The organism is Aeromonas sp. s5, from assembly GCF_040907865.1.
GTDB lineage: Bacteria > Pseudomonadota > Gammaproteobacteria > Enterobacterales > Aeromonadaceae > Aeromonas > Aeromonas dhakensis.
In genome coordinates this window covers 95,075-115,675 of the sequence record NZ_JBFOCO010000011.1, presented here as the reverse complement: position 1 = coordinate 115,675, position 20,601 = coordinate 95,075, and the positions used below count along the sequence as shown (strand labels likewise).

Here is a 20,601-nt window from a genome sequence, read left to right as displayed (position 1 = left end):
CACCGCCCGACCGAGATTACTCCCGCCAGAGGTGTGATTTTTCACGTTTCTCCCCATATCGGGGAGACTGTATGGCTGGCCTTCGCAAGCGAAAAACTCAGCAAGCAGACATATCGTCTGGCTTACCTCATGGGTAAGCGGAGGGGATTATACGGATTTTTTCAATTTGCGCAAGGGAGGGCGAACAGAATGTGCACAATTTTATGTGACGGATGGATCTCTGCCGCCGCCACATGATCACCCGTCCGGCGCGGGTAACGACAATGTTGCAAACAGGCTGGTAGACTGTGCCACAGCCTTGATCACCGGAACGATTTCTCATGCTCAAAGATCAGAAAAAAGCCTATCAATATGGCCTCTGCGCCGTCGCCCTCTGGTCGACGGTGGCCAGCGCCTTCAAGATCTCTCTCACCTACTTCGAGCCGGTGCAGCTGTTGCTGGTCGCGGCCTGCACCTCAACCCTGACGCTGGGGGTGATCGTGGCCTGTCAGGGCAAGCTGCCGCTGCTGCTCAGCTACATCAAGGGCCGCCCCCTCTACTATCTGGCGCTGGGGGTGCTCAACCCCTTCCTCTATTACCTGCTGCTGTTCAAGGCGTATGATCTGCTGCCCGCCCAGCAGGCGCAGACCCTCAACTACACCTGGGCCATCACCCTCAGTCTGCTGGCCGTCCCCTTCCTCGGCCAGAAGCTGCGCCGCCGCGACGGGGTGGCCATCGTGCTAGGCTACTTCGGTGCTCTGGTGATCGCGACCAGGGGGGATGTGTTCGGTCTGCAGTTCGACAGCCCCCTCGGCGTGACGCTGGCGCTGGTGTCGACCCTCATCTGGGCCGGCTACTGGATCCTCAACACCCGCAATCAGGGGGATCCCATCGTCAGCCTGCTGCTCGGCTTCATCATCAGCCTGCCCTTCATCGTCGCAGCTACTTGGCTGCTCTCCGACTTTGCCATGACCGCCTGGCAAGGGTGGGCCGGCGCCATCTACGTGGGGCTGTTCGAGATGGGCTTCGGCTTCGTGCTCTGGCTGATGGCGCTACGCCACGCCACCAACACGGCCCCCATCAGCAATCTAATCTTCATCTCGCCCTTTGCCTCACTGGTGCTGCTCAACCTGTTGATCGGCGAGACAATTCACCCGGCCACCCCCATCGGGTTGGCGCTCATCGTCGCCGCCCTGCTGATCCAGCAGCTGAAATACGGCAAGCGTTACCGCAAGGCGACCGAGCCGCAGGCCTGACAATGCAGAAGGGCGCATCCATGGATGCGCCCTTCGTTCAATCAATCCACTCCAGCGGCTGGTTCTTGGGCAGCCGGATCTCCACTAGCAAGCCCCCCTGCTCGGCACGCCCCAGCCTGATGGTGCCGTGATGCTGGGAGACGATCTTGGCGACGATGGCCAGCCCCAGCCCACTGCCGCTGCCGGTACGCGCCTCGTTGCCCTGGGTGAAGGGCTTGAGTACCCGGTAGTAATCCTGTTCCGGAATGCCGGGACCGTCATCCGACAAGCGCAGCCTGACCCAGTGACCGTCATCCTTGAGCTCGGCCTGCAGCCGGCTCGCCCCGTAGCGCAACGAATTGCCCGACAGGTTGTTGAGGATGCGCCGGATACTGATGGGGTTGCAGGCGACCCGCACCGCCTCGGCTGGCAGCTCGAGCTCCACCTCCAGCCCCTGGTCGGTCTGCACCAGCAGCACATCGTGGATCAGCTGGGTCAGGTCCACCGGCTGGGTATCCAGCCCCTCGTCCGGGCGAATGTAGTCGATGAACTGGTCGATGATGCCGTTCGATTCGTCGATGTCCGCGTTGATGCTCTCCTTGAGATACTCATCCCCTGAGGACATCATCTCGGTCGCCAGCCGGATACGGGTCAGCGGCGTACGCAGATCGTGGGAAACGCCCGCCATCATCATGTTTCGCTCTTCGATAAGGCTCTTGATGGAGCTCGACATGTGGTTGAAGGTGCGGGTCAGCCGGCGCACCTCCCGCGAGCCCTGCTCCCCCAGCGCATCGGGGAAGTTGCCGCGAGCAACCGCCACGGCCCCCGCCTCCAGCTCCTCCAGCGGCCGCACCAGCTGGCGGGCAAACCGCCAGGCCGCGAACAGGGTCACCACCAGCAGCACGCTCATGTAGAGGATCAACGGCTCGATGTCGTCATCTTCGATCTCGGTCAGCGGGATGCGCACCCACACCTTGTTGGCCTGGGGCGGCTGGATCCAGATGATGTAGTGGTCCTGGATCTCGACCCGCACCTTGGTCTTGCCCCCCAGCTCGCGACTGATGCTCTCTTCCAGATAGGTGTAGGGCTTGGACTCCTTGAGCCCGTGCTGCTCCGCCTCGGTCTGGGTATAGATGTCGCTGCCGGTCGCCACGTAGACCAGCGCCTCGGCATCTTCACTGAGCGCCAGCTGATTGCTCTCGACCGGGAAGATGAGCTTGACCTGATTGGCCAGCAGGTGGCTGATCTGCTTGACGGTCGGCGCCAGCAGATAGTTGTAGAAGGTGGCATAGGAGACAAACTGATAGACCACCAGCACGGCGGCCAAAAACCAGAGCATGCGGGAGAACATGCTGCTCACTTTCTTCATTCGCCGTCACCGTCCGGCACGAACACATAGCCCAGACCCCAGACGGTCTGCAGATAACGGGGCTGCGCCGGGTCCTGCTCCAGCAGGCGGCGCAGGCGGGAGACCTGCACGTCGATGCTGCGCTCGGTGGCGGTATATTCGCGACCACGGGCCAGGTTCATCAGCTTGTCGCGGGAGAGAGGCTCGCGCGGATGGCTCACCAGCACCTTGAGCACGGCGAATTCGCCGCTGGTCAGTGCCACCGGATCACCATCGCGACTCAACTCACGGGTCGCCAGGTTGAGCTGGTAGCTGCCAAAGCTCACCACCTTCTCGGCGGTAGAGGGGGCGCCCGGCAACTCGACGGTGTGGCGGCGCAGCACGGCGCGGATCCGGGCCAGCAGCTCACGGGGGTTGAACGGCTTGGGCAGGTAATCATCGGCTCCCATCTCGAGGCCGACGATGCGGTCCACCTCATCCCCCTTGGCGGTCAGCATCAGCACCGGGATCTGGTTGCCAGCCTCGCGCAGGCGGCGACAGATGGAGAGGCCGTCTTCCCCCGGCAGCATCAGGTCGAGCACCATCAGGCTGAAGTTCTCTCGGGTCAGCAGGCGGTCGGCCTGTTCGCCATTGGCGACGCCCCGAACCACGAACCCCTGTTCGGTCAGGTAGCGCTCCAGCAGGGAACGTAATTTCAAATCATCGTCGACGACCAGAACCTTGTATTGCTGACTCATTGCTTGCCTCTCCTCTCGATATGCTGCCAATACTAGAGCCCGGACTCGTAACGGCAAAGCATAAATATGTTACCGGTTATTGCCCGTGCTGCCGGCATGACGCCACTTTTCCCCTGCCCCCAACGTCATCCGGCCCGCCAGTTTTTGCTCGACAGCAAGGCGACAGCGGATAAGATCTGCCGAGCCATAAGAGGCTCATCCGCCCCATCGACACAGGGACCCTCCATGAAGACCAAGTTGATCACCCGTGAAGGCTACAACAAGCTCAAGCAGGAGCTCGATTTCCTCTGGCGCGAGGAGCGCCCCGAGACCACCCGCAAAGTGGCCTGGGCGGCCAGCCTCGGCGATCGCAGCGAGAATGCGGATTACCAGTACAACAAGAAGCGGCTGCGGGAGATCGATCGGCGGGTCCGTTACCTGCGCAAGTGCCTCGAGGAGCTGGGGATCGTCGACTACTCCCCCACCCAGGAGGGCAAGGTCTTCTTCGGCGCCTGGGTCGAGGTGGAAAACGAGGAGGGAGAGACCAAGCGCTTTCGCATCGTCGGCTATGACGAGATCTTCGAGCGCAAGGATTACATCTCCATCGACTCCCCCATGGCCCGCGCCCTGCTCAAGAAAGAGGTGGGTGACGAGGCCATAGTGCGTACGCCAGTCGGTGACGCCTGCTGGTACATCAATGAGATCAGCTATCCCAAATAAGCCGCTGTCACACCACAGCCACCTGCCCTGCCAACCGGCTACCACAGCCAGCATGGGTTTGCTCCGCCTCTCATCCAGGGCGGACACCGTCCTCTCTACCAGGGCTGGCATCCCGCTGCCCGAGCCCATATAGTGCTCACACCCGGCGCCTTGCGGCGCCAACCGGCCCGCGCGGCAGTGGCCTGGCTGATACCTTGAGTACCGCCCTGACAGCCTCTTGCCCGGCGACATCGCCCTCGCGCCAGCCCGTTGTTCTGGACCCGACTACAGAGACCCTCGATGCAAAGCCACGTAATAGAACATCAGATTGCCGGTGAGCTGAATGCCCGCCCGGAACAGGTGCAGGCCGCCGTTCGCCTGCTGGACGAAGGCGCCACCGTCCCCTTCATCGCCCGTTACCGCAAAGAGGTGACTGGCGGTCTGGACGACAGCCAGCTGCGCACCCTGGAAAGCCGGCTCGGTTACCTGCGCGAACTGGCGGATCGCCGCCAGGTGATCCTGCGCTCCATCGAAGAGCAGGGCAAGCTGACCCCCGAGCTGGCCCGCGAGCTGAACGAGGCCGACAGCAAGACCCGGCTGGAAGATCTCTACCTCCCCTACAAACCCAAGCGCCGCACCAAGGGGCAGATGGCCATCGAGGCGGGGCTGGAACCATTGGCAGACCTGCTGCTGAGCGACCCGATGAAAGATCCCGAACAGGAGGCGGCCCGTTTCCTCAACGCCGAGCAGGGGATCAGCGACAACAAGGCCGCCCTCGACGGTGCCCGCTACATCCTGATGGAGCGCTTCGCCGAGCAGGCGGATCTCCTTGAGAAGCTGCGGGACTATGTGTGGCAAAACGCCACCCTGCGCGCCCGCGTGGTGGCAGGCAAGGAGCAGGAAGGGGCCAAATTCAAGGACTACTTCGAGCACGACGAGCCGCTGCACAAGGCCCCCTCCCACCGGGTACTGGCCATGCTGCGCGGCCGCAACGAGGGGATCCTCAACCTGGCGCTGGTCACCGGTGACGACGAGAGCGCCAGCCCATGCGAGGGGATCATTGCCCATCACCTCAGACTGAACCTGCAGAGTCGCCCGGCCGACAAGTGGCTGCAGGGGGTGGTGAGCTGGACCTGGAAGATCAAGCTCTCCCTGCAGATGGAGACCGAGCTGATCGGCCGCATCCGTGAATCAGCAGAAGAGGAGGCGATCAAGGTGTTCGCCATGAACCTCAAGGATCTGCTGATGGCGGCACCGGCCGGCATGCGCTGCACCATGGGGCTGGATCCCGGCATCCGCACCGGGGTCAAGGTGGCCGTGGTGGATGCCACCGGCAAGCTGGTCGATACCGCGACCATCTATCCGTTCGAACCGAAACGCCAGATTGACCAGAGCCTCAAGACCCTGAGCGAGCTGTGCCAGAAGCACAAGGTCGAGCTTATCAGCATCGGCAACGGTACCGCCTCGCGGGAGACCGACCGCCTGGTGAGCGACCTGTTCGAGCGCTACCCGGCCGCCAAGGCCCAGAAGATCGTGGTGAGTGAAGCGGGAGCGTCGGTCTACTCCGCCTCCGAGCTTGCCTCCCAGGAATTCCCGGATCTCGACGTCTCCCTGCGCGGTGCCGTCTCCATCGCCCGCCGGCTGCAGGATCCGCTGGCCGAGTTGGTCAAGATCGACCCCAAGAGCATCGGTGTCGGCCAGTATCAGCACGATGTCGGCCAGAGCCAGCTGGCCCGCCGCCTCGATGCCGTGGTCGAGGATTGCGTGAACGCGGTCGGGGTGGATGTGAATACCGCCTCGGTCGCCCTGCTCAACCGGGTCTCCGGCCTCTCCCAGACCCTGGCCCAGAACATCGTCGCCTACCGCGACGAACACGGCGCCTTCCAGCACCGTCAACAACTGCTGAAAGTGAGCCGGCTCGGCCCCAAGGCATTCGAGCAGTGCGCTGGCTTCCTGCGCATTCGCGGCGGCAGCAACCCGCTGGATGGCTCGGCGGTACACCCGGAATCCTACCCAGTGGTGGAGCGGATCCTCGCCAAACTGGAGCAGACCGTGGACAGCCTGCTAGGCAACAGCAGCCTGCTGCGCACCCTCAAACCCGCCGACTACACGGACGAGCAGTTTGGCGTGCCCACCGTCACCGACATCATTGGCGAGCTGGACAAGCCGGGCCGTGACCCGCGCCCCGAGTTCAAGACCGCCACCTTCAAGGAAGGGGTGGAAAAAATCAGCGATCTGGTGCCCGAGATGGTACTGGAAGGGGTGGTCACCAACGTCACCAACTTCGGCGCCTTCGTCGACATCGGCGTCCATCAGGACGGGCTGGTGCACATCTCCTCCCTGACCGATCGCTTCGTCAAGGATCCCCGCGAGGTGGTCAAGGCCGGCGACATCGTCCGAGTGAAGGTGCTGGAGGTGGACGTACCGCGCAAGCGCATCAGCCTGACCATGCGTCTGGATGAGAAGGCCGGCCAGCCGGTGCGCAAACCGGCCGAGCCGCGCCATACCGGCAACAACGCCAAGTCGAAACAGGCCCCCCGTCAGAGCACCCCGACCGACGGCGCCATGGGCAACGCCTTCGCCGCCGCCCTCTCCAAACTGAAGAAATAAGTCCCCAGAATGCAAAAAGCCCCGCGAGGGGCTTTTTTGTGCCGGTGGTGCAGCCGCTTCACTCGGCCAGTGCGCTCAGAATGGCGTCGGCCTCCTGATGGGCCGCCAGCACCTCCCGCAGCCGGTTGAATGCCTTGCAGGCCTCTTGCGGATATTTGCCATAAGAGACGACGCCGGTATGACTCCACCCTGCCGCCAGCATCACCTTCTTCTTGAAATGGGTGCCTTCGGTACCGCCCCCACCGAGCTGCATCAAAAACTGCTCCATCTGGAGGTGCGGCGGAGGGACACGGGAGAAGGTGGCAAAATCTTCCGGTTTGACTTCATCAAAGTGCATGACGACTCCTGTGAGTGTGGATGGGATTACCCCTCAGAGTAGTTGCAAATAGCCGCTTGCGGGGGAAAAACAGGGGGAATTGCCAGGCTCAGACGCTCAGGTTGAAGCTCTGCGGAGTCGCTGGCTTGACCGCCTGCTGATAGCGCTGGGCGATGACCTGGTTGCGCTGCTCCATGTAGCCATTCAACACCCCGGTCTTGGCACTGCCATCGGCCTTCAAGGTGGAGTCCGGATCGGCAGAGATCAGCGCCTTGCGGGCCTGTGCCTCCTTGGCCGCGGCACTCCTTGCCACACTCAGGTCCTGGGAGGATGGTTGCGCCGGCGCCAGTGCGGCGGCACGTACCTGCTGCATTTTGGCGATGGTGGCCCTGGGGTCACCGGGAATGACGCTGATATCGATGGAAACGCCACCACCGGTGGCATAGCGCTTGCCATCCGGCCCCATGGCAAACTGGTAGGTCGGGCTGCCGGCATACTGACCGCCGGTGCTCTGATGCGCCTGCTCGTGGATTCGCACCTCCTGATCCCTGTCTGCCAGCTCCTTGACCTGCAGCTCCTGTTTCTGCTGCTGTTCTTGTTGTTTGGGATCCTGCTGCTTGTTGCGTTGGCCGTCTTCACCGGTGGCCTCGACGAAACGGTTGTCGACGGCAGCCTGCGGGTTGCCGGTCTGGGAGCCCTCCCGTGCCTGCTGGGAGGTCTGATTGGCGTTGGCCTGAGTGGATCTGGATTTGTCTTTCTGGGAGCCGACCTCGGGCTCGGCATTGAAGGCCTCGGTCTGGCGGCTCTGGGGGATGAGGGCTGCGCGGCGATTGTCAGTGCGTGCCGATTCCGTCTGCGGTTGCAGCTGGTTGGGAATGATGGTCGGCAGACTGACATTGATGTTCATGTCACACCCGGATGTCGATCAGGGTTCCCATCATGTCGCTGGCGGTCTGGATCACCTTGGCGGAGGCACCGGCCTGTACCTCGGCACTCTTGAGGTTCACCAGTTCCTCGGGCAACTGTACCTTGTCACCGCTCGGGGTGTTGAGCCTGGCGATCTGATTGGATGCCTTGTCGGCGATCTGCTCCGCACGCTGGAACCCCTGTACACCGCTGTTCAATGCAGAATCTATACGCATGACAATTCTCCTCTGACACTGGATTAATTATCCGTCACCCCAGAGGATTAATGAAGCAAATTGGCTATTTTTCAACCTACAAAATATTCAATGATTTCAATGAACTGCTGTGGATGAGAAATAAAGGGCGCGTGTGAGGCCTTTTCCAGCACCACACTGCGGCTGGCCGGGTAGCGCTCGTCCAGCAGAGGAATGGAGGCTTTGGGCACCAGCGAATCCAGCCGGCCGTAGACCCGCAGCCAGGGCAGGCTCAACTGCACCAGCTCATCGCGCAGATCGACATCGGCCAGTAAACCTAGCCCCGCCTCCAGCGCGGCCAGCTGTGGAGCGGGCCGCTCCGCCAGCCAGTGGCGCAGCTGACGGATGTCATCTCTGGCATGTTCGCTGCCCATGGCCTGGATCGCCAGGAAGCGTTCAATGGTCTGCTTGAAGTCTCCCGCCAACATCTGGTTGAACCCGGTCAGCACCTTGGGGGCGATCCCCGGCCACTCGTCGCGGGCCATGAAACAGGGTGAGCTGGCCACAGTGATGAGAGAGTGCAGTCGCTCGGGATGGTTCATGGCCAATTGGCTGGCCACCAGACCACCGAGGGACCAACCCAACAAATGGCACCTCTCCGGCAGGATGGCAGCAACTTGTTCCGCCAGCCAGGGCAGACTGTACTCGGCCTCACCCGCCAGCGGGCTGTTGCCAAAGCCGGGCAGGTCCACCAGATGGACGCGATAGCGAGCCGCCAGGGCCGGCACAATGCCGTGCCAGACCGCGCCATTCATCCCCCATCCGTGCAACAGCACCAGATCGGGCCCCTGACCAAACCGCTCTACCGATACGCTCATCTAGACTCAAGATCCTGTTCACTCTGTTGGGGTCAGCATGTTAAAGCGGCTGCTCGCCAAAGCAAGTCCGATCCTCGGCAGTCATGCCGACTGGCAGGGCAGCTGCCTGCTCTGCCAGCAACCTTGCGATGTTGACCCCTTGCTGTGCAGCTGGTGCCGACAGGCCCTGCAGCAGGCTGACCACAGCTGCCGCTTGTGTGCTGCCCCCCTGCCGGCACTGGATGACGCGCGCGAGCCGATCTGCGGTCGCTGCCAGCGCAGGCCGCCGCCCTGGGAGCGACTGCAGGTCATAGGTGACTACCGGCCACCCTACCCCATGCTGATCCCACGGCTGAAGTATTCCGGCCAGATCCTGCTGGCCCCTCTGCTCGCCAGGGTGCTGGCGGATCATCTGGATTGCCGCGAGCCGCCACAGGCCATCATTCCGGTCCCCCTGCACTGGTGGCGCCAGTGGTGGCGTGGCTTCAACCAGGCGGAAGAGATAGCCCGCGCCCTCGGCGAGCTGACCGGCATCCCCTGCGATAATCGGCTGCTGCGCCGGGTCAGGGCAACGCCGCAGCAGACCAAGTTGAGTGCGGGCCAACGGCGGCGCAATCTGCGCGGCGCCTTCCAGATCCGCCCCCATGATTATCAGCACGTGGCGCTGCTCGATGATGTGGTCACCACGGGCGCCACCGCCGGCCACCTCACCCGCCTACTGCATGAGAGCGGAGTCACAAAGGTGGAAGTGTGGGCCATCTGTCGTACCCTCAAGCACCTCAAGTAGCCAACGGCACGCTACCCAAGCCTTGCCAACAGAGTTATCATGAATACCCTAGTCGTACACTCAGGTTTATGAGGATAGTGATGATCAGCATTTCCGACACCGCCCAGGCCCATTTCCGTAAATTGCTGGAAAAACAGCCTGATGGCACCAATATCCGGGTGTTTGTGGTCAATCCGGGAACCCAGAATGCCGAGTGCGGCGTATCATATTGCCCACCCGACGCGGTCGATCCGGAAGATCAACACCTGCCCTTCAGCGGCTTCGACTGCATGGTCGATCCCCTGAGCGCCCCCTTCCTGGTGGATGCCACCATCGACTTCGTCACCGATCAGATGGGCTCCCAGCTCACCCTGAAAGCCCCGAACGCCAAGATGCGCAAAGTGGCCGATGACGCCCCGCTGATCGACCGTATCGAGTACGTGTTGATGTCCGAGGTGAACCCCATGCTGGCCGGTCACGGTGGCAAAGTCACCCTGGTCGAACTGACCGAGGACAAGCTGGCCATCCTGCAATTCGGCGGTGGTTGCAACGGTTGCTCCATGGTCGATTACACCCTGAAAGAGGGGATCGAGAAGCAGCTGCTGGAAAAATTCCCGGGCGAGCTCAACGGCGTCAAGGATGCCACCGAGCACCAGCGCGGCGATCACTCCTACTACTGATTTGCTGCCCTTGTGGTAAAAACATTCTGCAAAGAAAAGGCCCCGCCAGCTGGCGGGGCCTTTTGCATTCTGCGGCAGGCAGATTATTCGTCCTTCTTGTCTCGCGACAGCAGGGCAATGGCCGCCTCTTTCGGATTCTTGCCTTCGTACAGCACCTTGAAGATCTGCTCGCAGATGGGCATCTCGACGCCACAGCGGGCCGCCAGCAGATGCACCTCCTTGGTGTTGCGATAGCCTTCCACCACCTGACCGATCTCGGTCATGGCGGTGTTCACATCCTTGCCAGCCCCGAGGGCCAACCCGAAGCGACGGTTGCGCGACTGGTTGTCGGTACAGGTCAGCACCAGATCCCCGAGCCCTGCCATCCCCATGAAGGTCTTGGCGTCGGCCCCGAGCGCGGCGCCGAGGCGCTGCATCTCTACCAGGCCACGGGTGATGAGCGCAGTCCTGGCGTTGGCGCCAAAACCCAGCCCGTCGGAGAGACCGGCGCCGATGGCGATGACGTTCTTGACCGCCCCGCCCAGCTGCAGACCGATGAAGTCCGGATTGGTATAGACCCGGAACGAGCGGCCACAGTGCAGCAGCAGGGAGAGATCGTCGGCGAAGTCGTCGTGGGTCGAGGCCACCGAGATGGCGGTCGGCAAACCGGCGGCCAGCTCCTTGGCGAAGGTAGGGCCGGAGATCACCGCCAGCGGCATCTCGTCACCCAGCACCTCGCGCGCCACGTCTTGCAGCAGGCGGCCGCTGTCCGGCTCCAGCCCCTTGGTGGCCCAGGCGATACGGGTATCGGGGCGCAGGAAGGGTTTGACCCGGGCCAGCACCTGACCAAACACATGGCTTGGCACCACCAGCAGCAGTACGGGGGCGGCTTGTACCGCCTGTTGCAGATCCGCGGTCAGCTGCAGATCGGTGGGAAAGGGGACATCCGGCAAGAATGCCTTGTTGCAGCGGTTCTGTTCCAGCTCGGCGACATGGGCGGGATCGTGACCCCACAGCAGGGTCGGATGACCGTTGCGCGCCAGAGAAATGGCAAGGGCGGAGCCGTAAGACCCCGCCCCCAAGACCGAGATAGCGATCTGGTCGGCCATTATCAGGCTTCCGCAGTCGCCTGCTGGGCCTGAGCCTGTGCCATGTGCTGGGCAAACAGGGCATCGAAGTTGACCGGTGCCAGGTTCAGCTGCGGGAAGGAACCCTTGCTCACCAGGTTGGCCACCGCTTCACGGGCGTACGGGAACAGGATGTTCGGGCAGAAGGCAGCCAGGCAGTGGGCCAGTTGCGGCTCCGGCAGGTTGCCGATGGTGAAGATACCGGCCTGCTGTACTTCGCACAGGAAGGCAGTCTCGGTTTCCAGCTTGCAGGTGACGGTCAGGGTCAGTACCACTTCATAGACGCTGTCAGCCAGGATGTTGGTCTTGGTGTCCATGTCCAGCTTGACGTCCGGCTGCCACTCTTTCTGGAAGATGTGCGGGGTGTTCGGCGCTTCGAAGGAGACGTCCTTGGTGTAGACGCGCTGGATGTGGAATTCCGGTTGTACTTCCTGGTTGTTGATCTCTTCAGCCATTTTGTTTGATTCCTTTTTATGAAAATAGGTGGGCGCAGGCCCTTAAATCAGCGTTTTTTGGTCACCGGCAGATTTTCTGCACGCCACTGGGCCATGCCACCGCTGAGCACATACACCTGCTTGAAGCCGGCTTTGCTCAGTTGGCGACCCGCGCCACCAGCGGTCATCCCCGACTCGCACACCACTATGATGGGGGCATCTTTATGCTTTTCAACCGGGCCCAGGTTATTGCTCTGGATCTGGCTGAACGGCAGGTGCTGGGCACCGGCCAGATGGCCCTTGGCAAACTCTTCCTGACTGCGAATGTCCACCACGGTGGCGTTTTCACGGTTGATCAGCAGGGTGGCGGTGTGGTTGTTCACCGACTTGACCGGAGAAAAACGGGCACGCACCGTGGTGTAAACCAGAGTGCCCGCCAGGCCGAACCAGGCTGCGGTCAGCAGCGGGTTGCGGGCCGCAAAATCCAAATACTCTTGCATCTTCTACTATCCAGGGACCAAGACAAGTGCTCGAGTATACATGGGGACCCAGCCAAGATCAGCCATCTTGGCGGCAAAGCGGGAGCGGGCTCCCATCGGCTGGATACGAGATGCGACAGCAACATAAAAAGCGGTATCTGGCAGGCCTGACCGAGGATTCTTCGTGCAATGCGACAAGCCGGCGACAAAGGAGAAACAGCTCGGCAACAGGGTACGGGCCCCGCCGGACGGGGCTTGGCTATCAGGTGACTATTTCGGCAGATGTAGTAATATTACGCTAGTTTCACTTCCCGCAATTCATTCCTATCCGAGAGGACATAGCCTTATGTCAACAGCTAAGAAACCTTTGGTTCTGGTCATCATGGACGGTTGGGGCTACAGCACCAAGCAAGAGCACAACGCCGTCGCTGCCGCCAAGACTCCCAACCTCGACCGTCTCGCCCGTGACTACACCAGCACCCTGATCTCCGGCTCCGGCCTGGACGTGGGTCTGCCGGACGGTCAGATGGGGAACTCCGAAGTGGGCCACGTCAACATTGGTGCCGGTCGCATCGTCTATCAGGAACTGACCCGCATCTCCAAAGACATCCAGGACGGTCCCTTCTTCGAGAACGTCGAACTGGCCAAGGCTGTTGACACTGCCGTGAGCAAGGGCAAGGCCGTGCACATCATGGGCCTGATGTCCCCGGGTGGCGTACACAGCCACGAAGAGCACATCATGGGCATGATCGAGATGGCCGCCAAACGTGGTGCCGAGCAGATCTATTTCCACGCCTTTCTGGATGGCCGCGACGTACCGCCGCGCTCCGCCCAGTCCTCCATCGAGCTGTTCGACGCCCTGTTCGCCCGTCTGGGCAAGGGTCGTTTCGCCTCCATGATCGGCCGTTACTACGCCATGGACCGTGACAACCGCTGGGATCGCGTACAGCAAGCCTATGACCTGATGACTCAAGGCAAGGGCGAGTTCACCGCCGACAGCGCCAGCGAAGCCCTGGCCGCCGCCTACGCTCGCGACGAGAACGACGAGTTCGTCAAGGCGACCCGTATCGGCGAAGCCGCCCCCATGCAGGATGGCGATGCGCTGATCTTCATGAACTTCCGTGCCGACCGCGCCCGCGAGATCACCCGCGCCTTCGTCGACAGCGACTTCACCGGCTTCGCCCGCACCGCCACCCCGGCGCTGAACTTCGTGATGCTGACCGAGTACGCGGCCGACATCAAAACCGCCTGTGCCTACCCGCCGACCGCCCTGGTCAACACCCTGGGTGAGTGGCTGGCCAAGCAGGGCAAAACCCAGCTGCGTATCTCCGAGACCGAGAAGTACGCTCATGTCACCTTCTTCTTCAACGGCGGCGAAGAGGCCTGCTTCACTGGCGAAGATCGCGAGATCGTTGCCAGCCCGAAAGTGGCCACCTACGACCTGCAGCCGGAAATGAGCTCCGAAGAGCTGACCGACAAGCTGGTCGGTGCCATCAAGAGCGGCAAATACGACGTCATCATCTGCAACTACCCGAATGGCGACATGGTTGGCCACACCGGCGTGTTCGATGCGGCCGTCAAAGCCTGTGAAGCCGTTGACCACTGCATCGGTCGCGTCACCGAGGCCCTGGCTGAAGTGGGTGGCGAGTGCCTGATCACCGCCGACCACGGCAACGCCGAGAAGATGATGGACGAAGAGACCGGTCAGGCCCATACCGCCCACACCAATCTGCCGGTTCCGCTCATCTACTTCGGTCGCAAGGCCGAGGTGCTGGAAGGCGGCAAACTGTCCGATCTGGCCCCCACCATGCTGACCCTGATGGGTCTGCCGGTGCCGCCGGAAATGACTGGCAAGCCCCTGATGATTCTGAAATAATCCTTCCCCATGCGGGGATGCGAAGTGATTTCAACCAAAACCAGTCGCGTCGGCCTGTTGGCCGGCGCGCTGTTTTTTTGTCTGTCGTTCGGGCCGGGCAAGGCCTGGGCTGCCAACCAGCAGCTGGGCGCCATGCAGTCCCAGATCAAGGAACAGCAGCAGACCATCAAGCTCAGCAAGCAGGAGCTGGCCAAGCTCAACACCCAGCTCAAGGCCGATGAGCAGGCCATCTCGGCCGCCGCCGCCAAGCTCGACCAGACCAGACAGCAGCTCAGAGAGAACCAGCAGAAGCTGGTGGGGCTGCAACAGGACAAGCTGGATCTGGAGCAGCAGGCCAGCCACCAGAAGCAGTTGCTGGCCAAACAGGCGGAGAGCGCCTTCACCGCCGGCAACCACGATTACCTCAAACTGCTGCTCAACCAGCAGGATCCGGCCAAACTGAGCCGCTCCCTCGACTACTACGACTACCTCAACAAGGCACGCATCGAGGCCATCGAAGCCCTGCGGGCCACCCGCACCAAGCTGGCCAAAAACCAGCAGGCCACCAAAGAGACCGAAAGCCGGCTGCAATCCCTGCTCACCGAACAGCAGCAGCACCATCAAAGTCTGCTGGCCAGCCAGCAGAGCCGCGCCAAGGTGCGCAACCAGCTGCAGCAGTCGGTGCAGGATGACGAACAGAAGCTGACCAAGCTGGTCAAGGCGGAGAAAGCGCTGAAGGCCCGGCTGGAAGAACTGCGCCGCCAGCGGGAAGAGCAGGAGCGCCGCGAGCGGGAGCGTCTTGCCAAGCTGAAGGCGGAACAGGAGCGGCAACGCAAGCTGGCCGAACAGCGCCGCGCCGAACAGGAGCGGCTCGCCGCCCAGCAGAGCAAAGCGGCCCAGCAGCAGACCGCCAGCCGGGAGAGCACCACCAGCAAGCCTGAGCGGGGCTCCGGTATCAGCAGCGCCGGTTACTACAGCGGCCTCAAGACCAATGGCAGCCTGCGCTGGCCGGTGCAGGGGCCGATCCTCATCGCCTACGGCTCGCCACGCACCGCCGAGCTGAAGTGGAAGGGCACCCTGATCGGCGCCAGCGAAGGGACCCAGGTCAAGGCGGTGGCGCCGGGCCAGGTGGTCTATGCCGACTGGCTGGACGGCTTCGGCATGCTGCTGGTGATCGATCACGGTCGCGGCTACATGAGCCTCTACGGTCACAACCAGTCGCTGCTGCGCCAGGTGGGCCAGAACGTGGAACAGGGCGAACCGGTGGCGCTGGTCGGTGACAGTGGCGGCCAGGACAGACCCGGCCTCTACTTCGAAATTCGCTACCAAGGCGAGGCCATCAACCCCACCAAGTGGCTGGCCAAGCGCTGACGTCGACTTGCCTCCTCCCCCGACAGCCTGCCTTGCGCAGGCTGTCATCCCTCCGGCAGCGCGCGGCGACGCGCCACCTTTGGTGAAAAATTACCTCTTTTTCAGGCTGTTCAAGGGAAGACGACCAGCCCTATCTGCTCCAGCAAGGCCTGCTGCTGATCTTCGTTGATCTGCACCCCGTGCAGATTGACCCGCCGCAGATCCAGCCCGGGCAGATCGCACTGACGCAGATCGCAGCCCTGCAGGTTGATGCGGCTCCAGTCCAGTTGGCCAAACTCGGAACCGCTGAGATCCGAGCCCGCCAGCGAGGCGCCGAACAGGTTGGCCCCCTGCCAGCGATTGCCGCTCAATTCGCATTTTTCCAGCAGACAGCCCTCAAAGTTGGCGTAGCTGAAGTTGTTGCCGGTGAGATGGGCTTCGCAGAAGTAGCTCTTGACGGTGATCTGGTTGGCAAAGCTGGCGCGGGAGAAGTTGATCCCCATCGCCTGGCAGTCGCGCAGCTCGAGCCCGAGGCACTGGCTGTGACTGAAGTCGGCCATGGTGAGATCGCAGCGCAGAAAACTCGCCTCGCGCAGATTGCAGCCCTGCAGCAAACAGTTCTGTTCGCTCTCCCGGTCATAGAAGCTGCAGTCAACGAAACGGCTCTCGCCGAGATCTAGCCTGGAGAAGTTGCAGCCGATGAAACGGCATCCCTGAAACTGCTCCCCAGCCAGGTCCTGCTGCTCGAAGCGCACACCCTCAAAGCACTTGGCCTTGATCATCCTGAGATTCCCCTTGTTGACGGCGTCATATGCTGACTTTGTTACAAAAAAACGGTAATGTTACATGTAACATTTGTCCCGGATCCAGAGATGAACGATACCCGCAAGCGCCGCCCCACCCTGCAGGACATAGCCGACCTGACCGGGGTCACCAAGATGACCGTCAGCCGCTACCTGCGCGACCCGCAAGCCGTGGCCGAGGGCACCCGCGAGCGGATCGCCGCCGCGGTGGAGGATCTCGGCTACATCCCCAACCGGGCGCCGGACATTCTCTCCAACGCCACCAGCAAGGCGATCGGCATCCTGATCCCCTCCCTCTCCAACCAGGTCTTCTCCGCCGTGGTGCATGGCATCGAGTCGGTGACCCGGCCCGCCGGTTACCAGACCCTGCTGGCTCACTACGGCTACAGCCCGGAGCGGGAAGAGGAGCAGGTCGCCTCCCTGCTCTCCTATCACGTGGATGGGCTGATCCTCTCCGACAGCCAGCACACCGAACGCACCCGCAAGATGATCGCCACCGCCGGTATCCCGGTGGTGGAGACCATGGATCTGCCGCAGAGCCCCATCGACATGGTGGTCGGCATGGATCACCGGGCAGCCGCCCGGGCCATGGTAACAGAGATGCTGCGCCGGGGCCGACGCAAGCTGGTCTATCTCGGCGCGCGGCTCGACGTGCGCACCCAGCTGCGGATGGAGGGCTACTACCAGGCGATGCAGGATTTCGGCCTGAGCGGCCAGCACCTGCTGACCGAGCAATCTTCCAGCTTCACCCTCGGCGGCCAGCTGCTGGAGCAGGCGCTGGTACGCTATCCCGATCTGGACGGCCTGTTCTGCACCAACGATGACCTGGCGGTGGGCGCCCTGCTGCAGTGTCAGGCCAAGTGGATACCCGTGCCCCAGCAGATCGCCATCGCCGGCAGCAACGCCCTCGACATCGGCCACGCCATGACCCCCAAGCTGGCCAGTATCGTCACGCCGCGCAAGGAGATCGGCCGGGCGGCTGCCACCATGCTGCTGGCCCGCCTCAACGGCCAGCCGCTGGCCGACACCCGGCTCGACATGGGCTTCTCCCTCTACGAAGGTGACAGCCTGGGCTGAGGTCCAGATCCCCGCCATTCAGCCATAACAGAGCAGGCCACCCGAGGGTGGCCTGCTTGCTTGGCAAACGGAAGGTCCGGCTCACGCCGGCGTCAAATCAGGATGCGACCAGGGCGACGGCTTCGCGGGAGAGGCGGGTCACCTCTTCCCAGTTACCGTTCTTCACAGCCTCGGCCGGCAGCATCCAGGAGCCGCCAACGGTGGCGACGCATTTGAGCGCCAGGTAATCGGCCACGTTCTTCGGGCCGATACCGCCGGTGGGACAGAACTTCACCTGGGGCAGAGGCGCCGCGATGGCGGCCAGCGCCTTGGTGCCGCCGTTCGCCTCGGCCGGGAAGAATTTGAGGTGGTCGTAGCCCGCTTCCAGCGCCTGCATCACCTCGGACGGGGTGGCCACGCCCGGGATCAGCGGCGCCGTGCTCTTGGCCGCGTGGGCCAGCAGGGCCGGGGTCATCCCCGGGGAGATGACGAAGCGGGCACCGGCGGCCACGGCGGCATCAAACTGCGCGCAGTTGAGCACGGTACCGGCACCGACCATGGCCTCCGGCATCGCCTTGGCGATGAGGGCGATGGCCTCCAGCGCTACCGGGGTGCGCAGGGTGATTTCGAACACCGAGATGCCGCCGGCCAGCAGCGCCTTGGCCATCGGCAGGGCCTGATCCAGCTCATTGATGACCATCACGGGTACCAGCGGGGAGGCGGCAAACACCTCGGCCGGGGTCACTTTCCAGTTCTGCATAGCTCTTCCTTAGTCAGCTCTTAATCAAAGATGGTGGCGCCACACTCGGCGCTCGATACCGCGCGACGCATCACGCTGAACAGTTCACGGCCCCACCCCTCTTGTTCCAGAGTGAGGTCGATCTCGGCCTGGGTACGGCCGCTCAAATCGGTCAGGCAGTCGAGGCTGCCGGTTACCGCGTCCACCCGCAGCAGGTCGCCATCGGCAAGCAGGCCGATGGCCCCGCCGTGCAGCGCCTCCGGGGTGACGTGGATGGCGGCCGGGATCTTGCCGGAGGCACCGGAGAGGCGACCGTCGGTAACCAGCGCCACCTTGTGACCCGCCTTCTGCAGGTTGCCGAGCACCGGCATCAGCTTGTGCAGCTCCGGCATGCCGTTGGCGGCCGGGCCATTGTGACGCACCACGATGACGGCGTCCTGATTGAGATCCCCCGCCTTGTAGGCCGCTTCCACCGCATGCTGGGAGGAGAAGACCCGGGCCGGGGCTTCAATCACCCGATACTCGGGGGCCACGGCAGAGACCTTGACCACGGCGCGGCCCAGATTGCCGGAGAGCAGCTTGGTGCCGCCGGTGGCCTGGAACCGGCTACCGGAAGGCGACAATACACTCGCATCACTGCTCTCGCCCACCGGCTGCCATACCAGCTTGCCATCCACCAGTGCCGGGCGGCTGAGGTAATCCTGCATCTCGCCGAAGACCGGGGTGGCATCCAGGTGGATCAGCCCCTCTTGCGCCAGCCGGCGCATCAGGCCGGGCACGCCACCCGCCTGTTCGAAGGCGTTCACGTCGGCCGGGCCGTTCGGGTACATGCGTACCAACAGCGGCACCACGTCGGAGAGATCGCTGATGTCGTCCCAGGTCAGCACCAGACCGGCGGCGCGGGCCAGCGCCACCATGTGGATGCTGTGGTTGGTGCTGCCGCCGGAGGCGAGCAGGGCCACCAGCCCGTTGACCAGCGAGCGCTCGTCGATCACCGCACTCAGGGGGCGATAGGCCGGGGAACCCGGGATCATGGCGCTGATGCGGCGGGCCGCCTCCTCGGTGAGGGCGCGGCGCAGCTCGCTGTGCGGGTGCACGAAGGCGGAGCCCGGCAACATCAGACCCATGGCCTCGAACACCAGTTGGTTGGTGTTGGCGGTGCCGTAGAAGGTGCAGGTGCCGGCCGCGTGGTAGGCGCCGCACTCCATCTTGAGCAGGGCATCGCGACCCACTTCGCCGGCGGCGTACTGCTGGCGCACCTTCACCTTCTCGTCGTTGCTGATGCCACTCGCCATCGGGCCGGCCGGCACGAAGGCGGTGGGCAGATGAGCGTGGGAGAGCGCTCCCATGATCTGGCCCGGCGCTATCTTGTCGCAGATGCCGAGCAGCAGGGTGGCATCGAAGGTGTTGTGGGAGAGCGACAACGCGGTCGCCTGGGCGATCAGATCGCGCGAAAACAGGGACATGTCCATCCCCGGCTGGCCCTGGGTCACGCCGTCGCACATGGCGGGCACACCGCCGGCCACCTGGGCGCTGTGGCCGAGCTCGGCCAGCGCGGCCTTGATGATGTCCGGGTAGCCCTGATAGGGCTGATGGGCGCTCAGCATGTCGTTGTAGGCGCTGACGATGCCGACGTTGGCACGGGTCATGTCGAGGATACGCCCCTTCTCGTCACAGCTGGAGGCGGCCACGGCGTGGGCCAGGTTGCCGCAGGCCAGCGCGGCGCGGGTCTTGCCCTGATCGGCCTGGCGCTGGATGCGGGCCAGGAAGGCCTGGCGACGGGCGGCACTGCGCTCGCGAATGCGGGCAGTGACGCTGGCAATAACCTGATGGATCATTGGGCTTGCTCCAATGCGGTGACGGCGCGATCAACCACCTGTTCGAAGGTGCCGTCGATATCGATGTGGAATACACCGGCTTCGCCGTCCGGGCGCTCCAGGGTATCGAACTGACTTTGTACCATGCTTTCGCGCATGAAGTGGCCCTTGCGGGCCCGCATCCGCTCGAGGATCAGCGGCTGGCTGCCGTCGAGGAAGAGGAAGCTGACCGACTCGTTGCCCTCGCGGATCTGGTCGCGATACTGCTTCTTGAGGGCGGAGCAGACGATGACGCCCACCTCGTTCTTCTGTTCCAGGCTGTAGGCCGCGTCGCGGATCCGCTCCAGCCAGGGGGCGCGGTCCTCGTCGTTGAGTGGGTTGCCACCGGCCATCTTCTGGATGTTGGCCTTGGGGTGCAGATCATCACCGTCGATGAACTTGGCGCCCAGCACGCTGGCCACCTTGAGGCCCACGCTGGACTTGCCGCTACCACACACACCCATCACGATAATGCTCTTACCCGCCATTGTTTGACCTCTATCTCATTTTTCAAAAAACGTGCTGCCGATGGGTTCTAACTTAGCACGTTACCGGTAACATGTTACCGGTAACAACAAGAATTGTGAAGTCTGCCACAGACTGAGCGCACTCATAGT

The 20,601-nt window shown here is 63.0% G+C and carries 21 protein-coding genes; 8 read left to right on the top strand and 13 right to left on the bottom strand.

Features of this window, described 5'->3' with window-relative positions; genetic code table 11:
- The first annotated feature begins 320 nt into the window (after window positions 1-320).
- Complete coding sequence (locus AB5Y94_RS08360) at window positions 321-1,235, top strand: DMT family transporter (RefSeq protein WP_324039919.1); 915 nt, start codon at window positions 321-323, stop codon at window positions 1,233-1,235.
- A 37-nt stretch (window positions 1,236-1,272) separates the two neighbouring features.
- Here AB5Y94_RS08360 and envZ read toward each other — a convergent pair whose 3' ends face one another.
- Window positions 1,273-2,583, bottom strand: coding sequence for a two-component system sensor histidine kinase EnvZ (gene envZ / locus AB5Y94_RS08355; protein WP_010635419.1), 1,311 nt, complete (start codon window positions 2,581-2,583; stop codon window positions 1,273-1,275).
- The gene (gene ompR, locus AB5Y94_RS08350) at window positions 2,580-3,299 is read right to left on the bottom strand and encodes a two-component system response regulator OmpR (protein WP_005307934.1); all 720 of its coding nucleotides are present in this window, start codon (window positions 3,297-3,299) and stop codon (window positions 2,580-2,582) included. Before ompR ends, envZ begins: the two co-directional genes overlap by 4 nt.
- Before the next feature lie 225 nt (window positions 3,300-3,524).
- On the opposite strand from ompR, the gene greB reads away from it, so the two are divergent.
- Window positions 3,525-3,998, top strand: coding sequence for a transcription elongation factor GreB (greB, locus tag AB5Y94_RS08345; RefSeq protein WP_010635420.1), 474 nt, complete (start codon window positions 3,525-3,527; stop codon window positions 3,996-3,998).
- Between the two features lie 279 nt (window positions 3,999-4,277).
- Entirely contained in the window at window positions 4,278-6,587 is a 2,310-nt protein-coding gene (locus tag AB5Y94_RS08340) for a Tex family protein (RefSeq protein ID WP_368205339.1), read from the top strand.
- A 58-nt stretch (window positions 6,588-6,645) separates the two neighbouring features.
- On the opposite strand, the gene AB5Y94_RS08335 is transcribed toward AB5Y94_RS08340, so the two are convergent.
- The 4 genes from AB5Y94_RS08335 to bioH all read right to left on the bottom strand — a co-directional run bounded on the left by AB5Y94_RS08335 (window position 6,646) and on the right by bioH (window position 8,881).
- Window positions 6,646-6,924, bottom strand: a complete 279-nt coding sequence (locus tag AB5Y94_RS08335) for a hypothetical protein (RefSeq protein WP_005307922.1) — start codon at window positions 6,922-6,924, stop codon at window positions 6,646-6,648.
- Window positions 6,925-7,012: 88 nt separating this feature from the next.
- The gene (locus tag AB5Y94_RS08330; RefSeq protein ID WP_368205338.1) at window positions 7,013-7,810 is read right to left on the bottom strand and encodes a putative metalloprotease CJM1_0395 family protein; all 798 of its coding nucleotides are present in this window, start codon (window positions 7,808-7,810) and stop codon (window positions 7,013-7,015) included.
- Between the two features lies 1 nt (window position 7,811).
- Window positions 7,812-8,045, bottom strand: coding sequence for a flagellar basal body rod C-terminal domain-containing protein (locus AB5Y94_RS08325; RefSeq protein ID WP_005307918.1), 234 nt, complete (start codon window positions 8,043-8,045; stop codon window positions 7,812-7,814).
- Window positions 8,046-8,116: 71 nt separating this feature from the next.
- Entirely contained in the window at window positions 8,117-8,881 is a 765-nt protein-coding gene (gene bioH, locus AB5Y94_RS08320) for a pimeloyl-ACP methyl ester esterase BioH (protein ID WP_124250412.1), read from the bottom strand.
- A gap of 37 nt (window positions 8,882-8,918) precedes the next feature.
- On the opposite strand from bioH, the gene AB5Y94_RS08315 reads away from it, so the two are divergent.
- The gene (locus tag AB5Y94_RS08315) at window positions 8,919-9,647 is read left to right on the top strand and encodes a ComF family protein (RefSeq protein ID WP_124250411.1); all 729 of its coding nucleotides are present in this window, start codon (window positions 8,919-8,921) and stop codon (window positions 9,645-9,647) included.
- An 80-nt stretch (window positions 9,648-9,727) separates the two neighbouring features.
- Window positions 9,728-10,306, top strand: coding sequence for a Fe-S biogenesis protein NfuA (gene nfuA, locus AB5Y94_RS08310; protein WP_005307891.1), 579 nt, complete (start codon window positions 9,728-9,730; stop codon window positions 10,304-10,306).
- Between the two features lie 83 nt (window positions 10,307-10,389).
- Here the strand turns inward: nfuA and gpsA are convergent, their stop codons facing one another.
- Genes gpsA through AB5Y94_RS08295 form a run of 3 tightly spaced genes read right to left on the bottom strand, consistent with a single transcriptional unit; the run spans window position 10,390 to window position 12,346 of the window.
- Window positions 10,390-11,394 carry an NAD(P)H-dependent glycerol-3-phosphate dehydrogenase gene (gene gpsA, locus AB5Y94_RS08305; RefSeq protein ID WP_368205337.1) on the bottom strand — a complete coding sequence of 335 codons (1,005 nt, stop codon included), beginning with the start codon at window positions 11,392-11,394 and terminating at the stop codon, window positions 10,390-10,392.
- Window positions 11,395-11,396: 2 nt separating this feature from the next.
- The gene (secB, locus tag AB5Y94_RS08300; protein WP_005307878.1) at window positions 11,397-11,867 is read right to left on the bottom strand and encodes a protein-export chaperone SecB; all 471 of its coding nucleotides are present in this window, start codon (window positions 11,865-11,867) and stop codon (window positions 11,397-11,399) included.
- Window positions 11,868-11,914: 47 nt separating this feature from the next.
- Window positions 11,915-12,346, bottom strand: coding sequence for a rhodanese-like domain-containing protein (locus tag AB5Y94_RS08295; RefSeq protein ID WP_124250409.1), 432 nt, complete (start codon window positions 12,344-12,346; stop codon window positions 11,915-11,917).
- 325 nt (window positions 12,347-12,671) lie between these two features.
- Here AB5Y94_RS08295 and gpmM point away from each other — a divergent pair, with 325 nt between their 5' ends.
- Together gpmM and AB5Y94_RS08285 are read left to right on the top strand one after the other, a co-directional pair.
- On the top strand, window positions 12,672-14,201 hold the full coding sequence (gene gpmM, locus AB5Y94_RS08290) for a 2,3-bisphosphoglycerate-independent phosphoglycerate mutase (protein ID WP_025202381.1): 1,530 nt from the start codon (window positions 12,672-12,674) through the stop codon (window positions 14,199-14,201).
- A 9-nt stretch (window positions 14,202-14,210) separates the two neighbouring features.
- On the top strand, window positions 14,211-15,551 hold the full coding sequence (locus tag AB5Y94_RS08285; RefSeq protein ID WP_017766245.1) for a peptidoglycan DD-metalloendopeptidase family protein: 1,341 nt from the start codon (window positions 14,211-14,213) through the stop codon (window positions 15,549-15,551).
- Between the two features lie 110 nt (window positions 15,552-15,661).
- Here the strand turns inward: AB5Y94_RS08285 and AB5Y94_RS08280 are convergent, their stop codons facing one another.
- Window positions 15,662-16,312, bottom strand: coding sequence for a Qnr family pentapeptide repeat protein (locus tag AB5Y94_RS08280; RefSeq protein WP_017778597.1), 651 nt, complete (start codon window positions 16,310-16,312; stop codon window positions 15,662-15,664).
- A 90-nt stretch (window positions 16,313-16,402) separates the two neighbouring features.
- Here AB5Y94_RS08280 and AB5Y94_RS08275 point away from each other — a divergent pair, with 90 nt between their 5' ends.
- Window positions 16,403-17,410, top strand: coding sequence for a substrate-binding domain-containing protein (locus tag AB5Y94_RS08275; protein ID WP_017778598.1), 1,008 nt, complete (start codon window positions 16,403-16,405; stop codon window positions 17,408-17,410).
- Between the two features lie 97 nt (window positions 17,411-17,507).
- Here AB5Y94_RS08275 and AB5Y94_RS08270 read toward each other — a convergent pair whose 3' ends face one another.
- The 3 genes from AB5Y94_RS08270 to AB5Y94_RS08260 are packed head-to-tail and all read right to left on the bottom strand — an operon-like array spanning window position 17,508 to window position 20,472.
- The gene (locus AB5Y94_RS08270) at window positions 17,508-18,149 is read right to left on the bottom strand and encodes a bifunctional 4-hydroxy-2-oxoglutarate aldolase/2-dehydro-3-deoxy-phosphogluconate aldolase (RefSeq protein ID WP_139430986.1); all 642 of its coding nucleotides are present in this window, start codon (window positions 18,147-18,149) and stop codon (window positions 17,508-17,510) included.
- A gap of 20 nt (window positions 18,150-18,169) precedes the next feature.
- On the bottom strand, window positions 18,170-19,966 hold the full coding sequence (gene edd, locus AB5Y94_RS08265; RefSeq protein WP_368205336.1) for a phosphogluconate dehydratase: 1,797 nt from the start codon (window positions 19,964-19,966) through the stop codon (window positions 18,170-18,172).
- On the bottom strand, window positions 19,963-20,472 hold the full coding sequence (locus tag AB5Y94_RS08260; RefSeq protein ID WP_368205335.1) for a gluconokinase: 510 nt from the start codon (window positions 20,470-20,472) through the stop codon (window positions 19,963-19,965). Before AB5Y94_RS08260 ends, edd begins: the two co-directional genes overlap by 4 nt.
- Window positions 20,473-20,601: the final 129 nt, after the last annotated feature.